The sequence below is a fragment of the Bacillus cereus group sp. BfR-BA-01331 genome, from assembly GCF_022663915.1.
Lineage (GTDB): Bacteria > Bacillota > Bacilli > Bacillales > Bacillaceae_G > Bacillus_A > Bacillus_A mycoides.
In genome coordinates, this window is record NZ_JAKUGJ010000005.1 from 270,262 (window position 1) to 283,476 (window position 13,215).

The window sequence follows — 13,215 nt, forward strand, 5'->3', positions numbered from 1 at the left end:
TAGTTTTTTTAGACGTTTTTTGTTTATATGGAGATGTGATACAGTATAAATGATAAGTGAATTATATAAAGTAGGTGAAAATGTGTGAAGACAAATGTACATAAAATTGATAAGTGGGGGAAGTTAGGAACTTTTTTGTATCAATTTCGTTATACAGTAATTGTAGCATTACTACTACTTGCGATAGTGCTCGGTATTTTTGCTCCAAAACTTCCAGGAGTATTGGGCGGTGATGGTTTCCAAACAGAAGGGGATTATCAAAAGACGAAGGAAATTTTAGATAAAGATTTTAAGCAGTCTCAGGATACACTTTTACTCATTTTTGAGAAGAACAAGAATGCTTCACATGAGGAGTTTCAAAAAGGTATAGAGGGAATTATAAAACATATTCAAGAGAAAGAAACGTATGAGTCTTTCCATCATCCGATAGAAAATAAAGTGATGCTACAAGATGATATCGGTTATGCGACGATTTTATTTTCCGGGAAAACAAATAAAGAACGAATGGAAAAGACATTACAATTTGCCGGAAAAATCGAGAAGGAAAGTAATAGCGTATTAAAAGTAACACCGACAGGATATCCGAAAATTAATCAAGAGATTAATGAAAGAACGCAAAATGATTTAAAAGTAGCAGAGATGATTGGATTACCTATTGCTTTTCTCGTACTATTATTCTCATTTGGTAGTCTGATTGCTTCTATTTTACCGATTGTAAATGGTGCGCTTAGTGTAATTAGTACGATGGGGATTTTATATTTTATAGGTAGTGATAAAGAGCTATCTATTTTCGTGTTAAATGTTGCGCCGATGATTGGGCTCGCATTATCAATTGATTTTGCACTGTTATTTGTAAATCGTTTTCGAGAGGAAGTTGCGAGGAGAACAGTGAAAGAAGCGATAGCGATTACGTATCAAACGGCAGGGCGTGCTATCGTATTTTCAGGGTTATGTGTATTCGTCGGTTTATCAGGCTTATTTTTCTTTAAGATAGATTATATTCAGTCTGTTGCTATTAGCGGGATGATTGTCGTTATTATGAGCATTTTGTTTTCGCTCACACTTCTTCCAGCGTTATTATCTTTAATTGGTAAAAGGATATTAAAAAAGAATCAGGCGGCGCCTACCCCATCAAATGTATGGCGTAAATTTGCACAGTTTGTAATGAAACATCCAATCGTCATGATTATTGTTGTTACAACATTTATTGTTATTTGTTTATTACCGCTACGTACAGCTAACTTGCAGTTTCCTGGTGTTGAAGCGTTACCTGAAAAGAGTGATACGAGAGTTGCATTTGAGAAGTATGAAGAAGCCTTTAATAAAACTGTCCAAACACACGCTGATGTTACATTAGTAGTAGAGACGAAGAAAAACATAACAGAAAAAGAAAGTTTACAAAAGATAGAAGCTGTTGTTCAAAAGTTAAAAGATGATAAGCAAGTATATAAGGTGAAAAGTGTATATGACGGGCTAAATGGAATGAAAGCAGATCAAGTTGCTGGAATATTGCAGTCGCCAGAAGCTGCGAAAATAGCTCCTGTATTTGAAGCGTATACGAAAGGAAATAAAACAACAATGGAAGTCTTTTTGGATACGAAGCCAAGTACAGAAACTGCAAAACAATGGGTTCGTGATTTCAAAAAGAATTATAAAGAAAATGATGTTACTTATTATTTGGGCGGTATGACAACGTTCCAGCAAGAGTTAGAAGATGAAATTAAAGATAAAGTTGCAATTGGTATGTCTGTTATATTTGGATCAACCTTTGTCATTTTATTATTCGCATTCCGCTCTATACTCATTCCAATTAAAGCTATTATTATGAACGTACTTAGTTTAAGTGCAACAATTGGAATTGTTATTTGGTTATTTGAAGGTGGCCATTTCGGATTAGAAGAGAGTTCAGTTTTATTTGTATTACCAATCTTTATTTTCGGCCTCGTATTTGGGCTTAGCATGGATTATGAAGTATTTCTTATTTCACGTATTCATGAGCTTTATGAAGAAACAGGAGATAACGATCAAGCAACGTTAGAAGGGCTTGTATCGACAAGTAGAATTATTACGTCCGCTGCTTTAATTATGATTGTTGTTACCGGTGCGTTCGCCTTTACTGATATTTTACCAGTAAAGCAGATGGGGCTTGGGGTTGCATTAGCAATATTTCTTGATGCAACAATTATCCGTCTTATGCTCGTACCAAGTTTAATGAAATTGTTTGGGGATTGGAACTGGTGGCTACCATTTCGAAAGAAAAGAGAAAAATCATCATAAAAAAACTCATCTATAAGATGAGTTTTTTTTATGAATAGCAGGGCCTATATTTTGCGCATAGTATGTGATAAGAAGATTACATACAAGTAGGTGAAGGCAATGTTTCGTTATTTTAAGTTTAAGCTAAATGATACAGTACAGTTTGCTGAAAACGATGGGCATATGTATCGCATTGTCGGTTATCGGTTAGAAAAAGGGTTTTACCCAAAAGATGAATGGACTCATATTATTTATGAACTACTTAGAGAATTTGACGGGTATACGATGGATGCGGAAGAAGAGGAAATTGTAAAAGTTATTCAAGTAGAGGATGAGTATTATAAAATACAAGAAGTATCGGGGTATCGTTATCCAGTAAAAATGAAGCAAAAGCAGCAAGTTATGAAAGGAGAGAAAATAGACGACTTATTAGATACGTACAACGACTATAAACGATTGGCGGATTTCTTTAAAGATTTGTTGTATGAACAAAAAGCTGAAGAAGTGTTGCAGGAGATGAAAAGGCTTAGAGCGTGAGGGGACAGTCGATTATAAGACTGTCCTCTATTTTTGACGGTGCATCAAAGTATGTTTTCCGTTACAATGAGAGAATCAATAGAAATAAGGTGATTATAGTATGGAAACAAAGAAAAAGGGCGAATGGTGCGAAATTACGGTTCCAGCGACGTGGAATGGTATAAGTATTGAGTCGTTGTTAAAAATGGAATGGGAAGTACCAAAAAAGTTATTACATCAACTTCGTATGGAAAAAGGTGTTACGGTTAACGGAGAACAAAGGAGATGGAATGAACTTTTAAAAGAAGGAGATAAGTTACAAGTTCATATGTTTATGGAGGAGGAGTACGGCGTAGAGCCGGAATATGGTGAATTAAATGTAGTGTTTGAAGACGATCACGTACTCATTGTAAATAAGCAGGGGCAAATGGATACACATCCTTCTGAAAAAAATGGGACGGGAACACTTGCGAATCTTGTTGCTTTTCATTTTCAAATGCAAGGTTTAGAGACGAAGGTTCGGCATATCCATAGATTAGATAAAGATACGACAGGTGGTGTTGTATTCGCAAAACATAGAATTGCGGGTGCAATTATGGATCGTTTATTAATGGAACGGAAAATCAAAAGAACGTATATGGCACTTGTTGAAGGAAAAGTAAAAAAGAAGCAGGGGACAATTGATGCAGCTATCGGAAGAGATCGACATCATGCTACAAGGCGTCGTGTTTCTCCAAAGGGAGACCAAGCTATAACGTATTATAAAGTAGAGAAATATTTTAAAAAACAAAATGCGACGCTCGTAACGTTACAGTTAGAAACCGGTAGAACGCATCAAATTCGCGTTCATATGAGCTATAATGGAAATCCATTAGTTGGGGATGTATTATATGGTGGGCAAACAACATATATGTCCGGGCAAGCGTTACATGCGATGAAGATTAATTTTTTGCATCCGATTACGAAAGAAGAGATCGTTGTTGACGTACCTTTCCCTACAAATTTAAACGATACAATGAAAAAATTTGAAAGAGAAAATGGGTAAAGTGTAAATTTAAAGTTGAAAAAGGTAGATTTTTGCAGGGATTTCTCTAAAAGAGGCGAAGCCGTTAAGAGAAAAGAGAGGTGAGAATTACTTGATCAAATATAAATATATGCTAGGGATATTTTTCGCTTGTCTTTTACTTACTCTATGTATTTATCCATATTTACCAACTCGTATGGCAGTGCATTGGAACGAGAATGGTGGAGCTAACGAGTTTATGAGTAAACAAGTTGTCGTATTATTTATCCCTGTCCTTATTATTATTTTACATGGATTAGTATATGTTATTTTACATAATATATATAAGTTTAATGAAGGGGAGTACTTCATTATAAATGGATTTATAAAGAGTATTACTTTATTTATGATGTTTGTCCATATACTAATTCTCTTTATTAATTTGGGAAGTATTATATCCTTTCAGACAGGACTAACGATAGGAATTAGTATGTTTCTTTTTATGTTTAGTAAAGTGTTTAAAAAGGTGAAGGATAGAGAGAAAGAACCGATCAAATTACAAAAAATCCGTTTAGTTAGTAGGCGAATCTTTCAAGTGATGGCATGTAGTATATTATTTTCGTTGCTTTTGAGCCTGAAGTGGGGATTTTACTTGTTAATTAGTGTAATAATTTGCGGGTCTATTTTGTTTATGTTCTACATTTTATACGCATACATATTAGAAAGCTATGAAACATAAAAAAAGAGTCTTCTAGGAGAAGACTCTTTTTTCTATTTACTTCGTAATAAATTGTTGTGTCCAGTAGTTTCCGCTTTCTACATAGCCAACACCGATATGAGTGAAGCCACTATTTAAGATGTTTGCACGGTGTCCAGCACTGTTCATCCAAGCTTGTACAACTTCTTCTGGTGTACGTTGACCTTGGGCGATGTTTTCACCTGCAGATTTATAAGAAATACCAAATTTCTTCATCATGTCAAACGGAGACCCGTATGTAGGGCTGTTATGATCAAAGTAGTTGTTTTTTTGCATATCTTCAGACTTAATGCGTGCTACTTTGCTTAATTCAGTATCGATTTGTAATGCTGATAAGCCTTGTTTTGTACGCTCTGCGTTTGTTAATTCAACAACACGTTGTTCGAATTCGCTTAAAGATTTTGCTTCTTCAGCAGGCTTTTGCTCAGCAGGTTTTTGTGTTTCAGTTTGAGTATTGTTATTTTCAGCAGGTTTTTGAGCTTCTGGTTTTTGAACTTCTTCAGCAGGCTTTTGTTCAGCTGGTTTTTGAGTTTCCTCAGCAGGCTTTTGAGCTTCTGGCTTAGCTGTTGGTTGTTCAGTAACAACATTTTCAGTAGGCTGTTGACCAGGAATGAAGCAATCTTGTTGGAATTGACCTTGATTCCATTGTGCTAATGATTCAACTCCCATAGATTGTAAGAATGCTTGTAATTCTTGTTGGCTCATTTGCTTCATCATCATTTTTGAATGCTGAATATTTTGAACCTTTATGTTAGATGGTTGTACTGTTGCAGCTTGTGCATCTAAAGAAGATACTCCTAAAGTAAGAGCTGTTGCAGCAGCTACAGATAATAAAACACGCTTTTTCATGATGTGTGTCCCCCTATATAAAGTTTTAATTTGTTTTCACACGATTTGTTTTTGACAGCCTGTCTGACTGACCAATTCATCGTAGCATACAATTTGCGAGAAAAAAGATGGAAAAAAATTCATAGACTTAAAATTTTCCTAATTTATCCTAAGAGGAGGAAAGGGATGAAATAAGAGAAACATAGAGTATAAAAGGAATTTTTAGCATTTTTATACTTGATTTTAAGAGGGGGTTTTTGGATAAATGTACCTATATTAAAAATGAAGAATCCTATTGTATCAATGATTTTAGCATTTTTTTGAGGAATATACTGGATGTATTTTTACAAAACTGTAATGTTTCTGTTGTTCTTTTTTATAATAAAGTAACATATTTTTAATGTTGTAGCAGACAAAAAAGCGGCTATCTCTTTACATAGACGAAGGAGATAGCCGTTTTCCTATTATTACGTATGTTACGAGTTGGTTTCAATTGCTTCTAATAATAGATCTACAATGTGAATTCCTCTCATTTTATGAGAAAGATCTTCTCGTTCAATACCTAGTTTCATTTGTAATAGACATCCAGGATTTGCAGTAACAATTGTCGCTGCCTCTGTTTCATGCACACGGTCCATTTTGTAATCTAGAAACTCCATTGATAACTCTGAATGAACAATATTATAAATACCAGCAGAACCACAGCAGCGGTCTGCATCTTTCATTTCACGATAGATTGCACCTTTGATGGCCTCTAGTAACATACGAGGTTCAGAAGATGTTCGCATAACATTACGTAAATGACAAGAGTCTTGATACGTAATAATTTGCGGCGTGAGTCGTAAATCAGTTCGTTTATGGAAATCTAGTTCTACTAATATAGCAGTAATATCTTTAATTTTAGAAACAAACTGCTTTGCGCGTTCTGCCCACTCTGGATCATCCTTTAGTAAATAATCATAATCTACGAGATAAGCTCCGCAACCACCTGCATTCGTAATAATATAGTCGATGTTTAAATCTTCGAATGCTTCTATATTTCGCTTCGCTAATTCTTTTGCTCCACTTTTTTCACCAGCATGCCCATGTAATGCCCCGCAGCAACTTTGTGTTTTCGGAATAACGATATCACAACCAGCTAACTGAAGAAGTTTCATCGTTGCGTTATTTGTTTCTAAAAACATCGTATCCATTAAACAGCCTGTGAAGAATGCAACTTGTTTCTTCTTTGCCACCTCAGCAGGTAAAAATTCAGGACGATCTTTCATTGCTTTCATTTTAGGGACTTTTGGCAAAATGAGGTCCATCGTTGCAAGTGTTTCAGGGAATAACTTCATAATACCTGTTTTATGTGTTAGCGTTTGTAAACCAGAACGCTGGTAAAATCCGATTAGTCCTGTTAATGTTCGCATTCGGTTTTGATGCGGGAATAGTCCTTCAAAAACAACTTTACGAACAGCTCTCACGGGCATGGAGAACTTTTTATTTTGATTAATAATATCACGAGCTTCTTCTAATAAATGTCCATAATTCACACCAGACGGACAAACAGGTTCACAAGCGCGGCAGCCAAGGCAAACATTTAATGTATCTTCAACATCTTCATCCGGCTCAATTAAACCATCAGCGACGGCTTTCATTAAGGCGATACGTCCGCGTGGGGAATGTGATTCTTTATACCCAGATTGAATGTAAGTAGGGCAAGTTGGTAAACAAAAGCCGCATCGCATACAGTTTAGTAGTTCATCTTCACTTAATCGTTCTTTAAATTCCTTTTGAATGTTTTCTTTATTTAATGTGGTCATCGCTCAACCACCACTCTTTTACGAGAGTCTTTCGCGAACATCTTTCCAGGATTCATAATGTTGTTTGGGTCGAAGGCTTGTTTAATCCCTTGCATAGCAGCAATACCTTCTTTACCTAATTTCATTTCTAAATATGGAGCTTTCATCGCGCCAACACCATGTTCACCAGTAATCGTACCACCAAGCTCAATCGCTTTCGCAAATATTTCAGCAAAAGCTTGTTCAGCACGATGCATTTCTTCTTTATTACGGGCATCTGTCATACAAGTTGGGTGCAAATTGCCATCACCAGCATGACCAAAAGTGCAAATAGGAATATTATATTTCTTTGCAATTGCATTAATTGCTTCAACCATTGGAGCGATTTGTGAACGTGGTACAGTTGCATCTTCTAATATTGTTGTCGGTTTTAGTCTTGCAAGTGCTGATAGTGCACTACGGCGTGCGGTACGAAGCGCATCTGCTTCGGCTTCATCTTTTGCAACGCGAACATCGACCGCATTCATAGCACGGCAAACGTTAGCCATTTTTTCGATATCTCGATTGACAACCTCGGGCGGGCCATCTTGTTCAATTAATAAAATTGCTTTGACGTCAGTTGGTAAACCGATTTGTGCAAACTCTTCTACAACTTCAATTGTCGGTTGATCTAAAAACTCAAGTGTCGCCGGAATAATTTTATTTGCAATAATAGCAGAAACAGCTCGAGCAGCTTCGTTAATATCTTCATATAGCGCAAGCATCGTTTTCTTCGTTTCAGGCATAGGGACAAGTTTTAATATAGCTTCCGTAACAACACCAAGTGTTCCTTCAGAACCAATAAATAAACGAGTTAAATCATAACCAGCTACATCTTTTGCTAATTTACCGCCAGTGCGAATGATATCGCCGTTCGGTAAAACAATTTCAAGCCCCATTACATAATCACGTGTTACGCCATATTTTAAACCGCGTAATCCGCCGGAGTTTTCATTAATGTTACCGCCGATTGTAGAAATTTTCATCGAGCTTGGATCTGGTGGATAAAATAAACCTTTTTCTTCTACTGCTTTAATAATATCAAGTGTAATGACACCAGCTTGTACGGTAATTGTTAAATTCTCTTCATCAATTTCTAAAATATTGTTCATATGGCGGAAAATAAGGACGATACCGCCTTCAAGTGGACATGTCCCCGCGCAAAGGTTTGTTCCAGAACCACGAACATACACAGGGATTTTCTGAGCGTTACATACTTTTAACACTTCAGCTACTTCATTTGTATTACGAGGAGCAATGACTGCATCAGGCATCGCTTGGAAGTTTGGAGTGGCATCATAACTATAAGTTAAACGCCCCATATTGGATGTATCTACATTATCTTCGCCAACAATAGATACGAATGAATCAATAATTTGCTTTTCTAACATTGGAAATCCCCCTCAAACTGTTAACGTATTTCGTCATAATAAAAAACGTTGTAACAGTGCTTTCATTATAATGATAAAAAAGTTGGGGGATTCTTTCTATGTACAATCATCTAAAGATTAATCTATTTTATCGTTATTTTTTGTATGATTATCTAATAAGAGGAGTGCGAAGTATAAAACATTTAAATCTTTGAATTGTTTCGGGTCAAGTCCTGTATGCTCTTCAATCTTTTTTAGCCTGTAATGCAATGTGTTAATGTGTATATGTAATTGCTCAGCTGTCTGCTTATAAGATTGGTTATAATCGATAAATAAACGTAAAGTGTGCATAAGCTCAGGAGATGATACTAAGTTTTCAATGGTACGTTCTAGAAACTGTTCTCGAGTTTCAGTAGAAATATCTTGTAAGCACATTTCTAAACGTAAATCTTCATTAAATACAATTTTTTTCGTTTCAAGTGATACTGAAAGGGCGCGTAATGCTTGTTCGTACGATAAGTTCATATTGCTTGGCGTAACTGTTTGTCCAATCCCAATATATAAAGTAATAGAAAATAAAGTTTCACAGTCTTGTTTTAATCTTTTTACAAATTGATACGTTTGCTCTTTGGAGTTTGTGGCTGTAAATAAAATGAATCGATCATTTCCCCAGCGAACAAATAGATGCTCCTTTGTTAATAGATTGCGTACGTGTTGCCAAATCTTACGCTGAAGCATCGTGTCATTTTGATCGATAGAGAACAAAATAAGTTGTTTCTTCTTATATAAATCAATACCAAGTGTTTTTGCGCGATCGAGAAAGCTTGGAGACCAGTCTGTATTTTGAAGCCAATCAAAGACAAATGCTTCATAAGAACGGTGTTCAAGTTCTAGTTGTTCTAAAAAGTAGTTTTCGTGAATGAGTAGTTCGGTCATTTTACGTAATATTTCTCCGTATTGTGAAATATTTTCAGGTTCTCCTGTAATTCCAATGACACCAATTACTTCGTCATGAAATAGTAAGGGGAGGTTCATACCCGCCTTTACGCCTTGCAAACGTCGTTCATCTTCTTTTGTAATAATGACAGTTTTCTTTTGTTTCGCGCATCGGAGTGCACCTTCATGAAATTGGCCGATTCTTTCTACATCTGTACTTGCGATAATAACGCCTTGTATATTAATGATAATAATATTTTCTTTAATTAATCTGCGTACTTCTCGTACAATTTTATTCGCTAAATCAGGAAAAAGCATAATTTGCACACCTCAAATTCTATTTGTTGTACATTATATATGTAAGTTTATTAATAAAGGAAGATTTCACATTTTCCACACATTTATTTGTTACTTTACAATTATAACGAAATCATCCGAAGATGGAGGGAATCTTTTGAGAAAGTATGTTTTTCTTCTCTGTTTTTTATTTCTATTAGTAGGGTGTCAAGGAAGTTCGTATACACCGATTGCTAAAGATAAAAGTGTTATTATAACAACGAATATAAAGGAAGGTAGTATTAGTTTTATTGATAAAAAAACAAAGAAGCTATTAACAACATGGGAATTAAATGAGCCGATTGCGGGGGTTACGCTACTTCCAAATGGTGAGGAAATACTTGTTTATGGTAAGCAATTAGAATATATGTATGTATATTCACTAGCAGAAGGAAGAAAAGTGGACAAGTATAAGACTGGAAAAGGAATTGCTAATGTTATCGCATCAGATGATGGAAAACAATTATTTGCTGCCGATCAAAATGAACAAAAGGTAAGGTTCTTTACGGTAAAAGGAAAAGAGACAGGGAGTGTTTCAACAGGAAAAGGGCCGATAACGATGGTAGAGCATTATAACCAGTTATCTGTACTGAACTTTTATGATACGAAACTAACGACCATTGATACAAAGAAAAAAGAAGTGATACAGTCCTTTATGATTCCACCAGCATCAACAGGAGCGACGGTTAGTGCTGATGGGAAAGAAATATGGATTGGTGGACATGGTGATGGAAGTCAAGTGAATGAGAAAGTATTAGTGTATTCTTTACAAAGCGGAGAGATGATGCGTTCTTTACATGCTCCGTTTATGCCTGTGAATATAACAAAGGATGATAAGTATGTATATGCGCTAAGTCACGGTTCAAATACGCTTAGAAAGTTTGATGCAAGTACGTATCAAGAGGTAGGATTTGCAGAAGTAGGATCTAATCCATTTGCATTTTTGAAAAGCGGGGCAGAAGGATATGTAGCTAGTTATGATAGCGATGAAGTATGCGTAATGGATATGAAGAATATGAAAATAAAACAAACAATTAAAGTCGGAAAAGGACCGTTTCAACTCATAGAGAGAGAAGGGGAAGGACAATGAGTAAATATAACGTGCTAGTCGTAGATGACGAAAGTGATATGAGGCAACTTGTCGGAATGTACTTAGATAACTTCGGATACGAGTGGGGAGAAGCTGAAAATGGAAAAGAGGCACTTCGAAAATTAGAGACGGATCATTACGATTTCGTTGTACTAGATATTATGATGCCTGAGATGGATGGGCTTTCAGTTTGTAAAGAGATTCGAAAAACGTCGGATGTACCTATTATATTTTTAACAGCAAAAGGTGAAGAGTGGAATAGGGTGAACGGCTTACGTATGGGAGCAGATGATTATATTGTAAAGCCATTTAGTCCCGGGGAACTAATTGCTCGTATGGAAGCTGTTTTAAGACGATATACAAAGCAAGAACAGCAAGAAGAGGTTCAATTTGGACCGATTCTTATTAATGAAAAAAGTAGGAGGGTCGAGACGAATGGTGAGACGATTCCTCTTACGGTAAAAGAGTTCGATTTACTATATTTTCTTTGCCAACATAATGGACAAGTATTTAGCCGGGAACAATTGCTTGAAAAGGTGTGGGGATATGATTATGCAGGAAGTACAAGAACGGTAGATACGCATGTGAAAACGATGCGTCTAAAGCTAGGAGAAAGTGGAAACTACATTCAAACCGTTTGGGGTGTAGGTTATAAATTTGAGGTGTAACGTATGTTTACGATGGTACAAAAGCTTTGGCTTACAGTAGTATGTGCAGTATGTGTAACAGTTTCCTTTCTTTATTTTGTATCTTTATACTCATATGAAAAGTTATACGTTGATAATTTAAAAGATTCATTAGTAATGGAAGGGAAACGTCTTGCCACGCAATATGATAAGAGCGAAGGAGTATCCACTTTTGAAGAGAAAGTAAGGGCATATGATCAAATATCTAGTTCAGATGTCCTTTTCGTATACAATCCGCGTGATTTAAGCGCATGTTTGCCTTTTGATGTTCACCATCATTCTCTTATAAGTGAAGGGGATAGACAGGCACTATTAGATGGGAAAACTGTGACAAAGATAGGGTATGAAGAACATTTTGATCGTAATATTATGGGTGTTGTCATCCCTGTTTTAGATAATAAAAAATTAGTTGGTATTGTATACTCTTATATTCCTTTAAAAAGTATAAAAGACTTAATATTTGATATGGGTCTTATTTTAGCGCCGTTAGCACTTGCAATGATTTTAATTACAATATGGATTGGTAGAAAAATTATTATCGCCATTACGAGACCGCTTTCGCAAATGGAACGAGTTGCAAATCATTTGGCTACTGGAGATTTCTCAGAGCGGATTACAATTTCTTCAGAAGATGAAATTGGACGATTGGGAAAAGCCTTTAATAAAATGGCAAATTCCTTAGAAACAGAAGATGTAAAGCGTAAGGAATTTTTAGCTAATGTTTCGCATGAACTTAGAACACCGCTTAGTTATATTAAAGGATATAGCGAAGCTATTTTAGACGGTGTAGCGAAGGGGCCGCAGCAGGAAAAAGTAACGCAACTTATTCATAAAGAAGCAGGTCGCATGCAGCGCCTCGTTCATGATTTATTAGATCTAGCGCAGCTAGAAGGTGAACACTTTCCCCTAAAGAAACAACCTATCGTTTTTTCACAGCTTATTGAAGATGTACTAAATACGTACGAGTTACAGTTTGTAGAAAAAACCCTTCGTATTTCAACGAATTTAAATCCTGAAATTATCGTAATGATTGATGAGGATCGTATGCAACAAGTACTTCATAATGTATTAGATAATGCGATACGTTATACAAATCAAAACGGGGATATCATAATAACATTAAAGCAAATCGATGATTATTGTGAATTGCACATAAAAGATACAGGAATAGGTATTGATAGAGAGCATTTAGAAAATCTGGGGGAACGCTTTTACCGAGTAGATAAAGCGAGAAGTCGTCAACACGGTGGAACAGGTTTAGGTCTTGCAATTGTAAGGCAAATTGTTCATATACATGACGGTGAGTGGAGAATAGAAAGTGAAAAAGGTAAGGGCACGACAGTTAGTATTAAATTAAAAGCACAAGATGAGGAGAGCATATTCTAACTTTTGGAATATGCTCTTCATATTGAAGGTAAATAGTTACGCGTAAATGTATTAATTAATATCAAACAAATATCAAAAATTTGACTATTTTATGAACAAAACATTTGTACTTCTTACTAATTCGTTCTAAAATAGTTATGGATGCTAAGTTCTTATAAAACGTTACAATTGTTGTTTGGAAGATACTGAGGTGATTTAACTGGAGTACAAATCTATTAAACCGAAAAA

The 13,215-nt window shown here is 35.7% G+C and carries 11 protein-coding genes; 7 read left to right on the forward strand and 4 right to left on the reverse strand.

The window, feature by feature from the left end:
- Window positions 1-84 precede the first annotated feature (84 nt).
- The 4 genes from MR155_RS12225 to MR155_RS12240 all read left to right on the forward strand — a co-directional run bounded on the left by MR155_RS12225 (window position 85) and on the right by MR155_RS12240 (window position 4,514).
- Window positions 85-2,277, forward strand: a complete 2,193-nt coding sequence (locus MR155_RS12225) for an MMPL family transporter (protein WP_242309965.1) — start codon at window positions 85-87, stop codon at window positions 2,275-2,277.
- A gap of 99 nt (window positions 2,278-2,376) precedes the next feature.
- Complete coding sequence (locus tag MR155_RS12230) at window positions 2,377-2,793, forward strand: hypothetical protein (protein WP_002011605.1); 417 nt, start codon at window positions 2,377-2,379, stop codon at window positions 2,791-2,793.
- A gap of 100 nt (window positions 2,794-2,893) precedes the next feature.
- Entirely contained in the window at window positions 2,894-3,817 is a 924-nt protein-coding gene (locus MR155_RS12235) for an RluA family pseudouridine synthase (protein WP_201038524.1), read from the forward strand.
- 91 nt (window positions 3,818-3,908) lie between these two features.
- A complete protein-coding gene (locus tag MR155_RS12240; protein WP_219301758.1) occupies window positions 3,909-4,514 on the forward strand; it encodes a DUF1648 domain-containing protein in 606 nt (201 codons plus the stop codon).
- Window positions 4,515-4,550: 36 nt separating this feature from the next.
- Here the strand turns inward: MR155_RS12240 and MR155_RS12245 are convergent, their stop codons facing one another.
- The 4 genes from MR155_RS12245 to MR155_RS12260 form a co-directional block, all read right to left on the reverse strand.
- The gene (locus MR155_RS12245) at window positions 4,551-5,381 is read right to left on the reverse strand and encodes a CAP domain-containing protein (protein ID WP_113936960.1); all 831 of its coding nucleotides are present in this window, start codon (window positions 5,379-5,381) and stop codon (window positions 4,551-4,553) included.
- Window positions 5,382-5,836: 455 nt separating this feature from the next.
- Window positions 5,837-7,165, reverse strand: coding sequence for a (Fe-S)-binding protein (locus MR155_RS12250; protein ID WP_242309967.1), 1,329 nt, complete (start codon window positions 7,163-7,165; stop codon window positions 5,837-5,839).
- Window positions 7,162-8,574 carry a glycolate oxidase subunit GlcD gene (gene glcD, locus MR155_RS12255; RefSeq protein ID WP_242309970.1) on the reverse strand — a complete coding sequence of 471 codons (1,413 nt, stop codon included), beginning with the start codon at window positions 8,572-8,574 and terminating at the stop codon, window positions 7,162-7,164. Before glcD ends, MR155_RS12250 begins: the two co-directional genes overlap by 4 nt.
- 117 nt (window positions 8,575-8,691) lie before the next feature.
- The gene (locus MR155_RS12260; protein WP_242309973.1) at window positions 8,692-9,807 is read right to left on the reverse strand and encodes a CdaR family transcriptional regulator; all 1,116 of its coding nucleotides are present in this window, start codon (window positions 9,805-9,807) and stop codon (window positions 8,692-8,694) included.
- 136 nt (window positions 9,808-9,943) lie between these two features.
- Here MR155_RS12260 and MR155_RS12265 point away from each other — a divergent pair, with 136 nt between their 5' ends.
- Genes MR155_RS12265 through MR155_RS12275 form a run of 3 tightly spaced genes read left to right on the forward strand, consistent with a single transcriptional unit; the run spans window position 9,944 to window position 12,987 of the window.
- Window positions 9,944-10,915 (forward strand): YncE family protein, encoded by a 972-nt coding sequence (locus tag MR155_RS12265; protein ID WP_113936964.1) that lies wholly within the window; start codon window positions 9,944-9,946, stop codon window positions 10,913-10,915.
- Complete coding sequence (locus tag MR155_RS12270) at window positions 10,912-11,583, forward strand: response regulator transcription factor (RefSeq protein WP_219301762.1); 672 nt, start codon at window positions 10,912-10,914, stop codon at window positions 11,581-11,583. The genes MR155_RS12265 and MR155_RS12270 overlap by 4 nt, the downstream gene beginning before the upstream one ends.
- A gap of 3 nt (window positions 11,584-11,586) precedes the next feature.
- The gene (locus MR155_RS12275; protein WP_219301763.1) at window positions 11,587-12,987 is read left to right on the forward strand and encodes a sensor histidine kinase; all 1,401 of its coding nucleotides are present in this window, start codon (window positions 11,587-11,589) and stop codon (window positions 12,985-12,987) included.
- Window positions 12,988-13,215 lie beyond the last annotated feature (228 nt).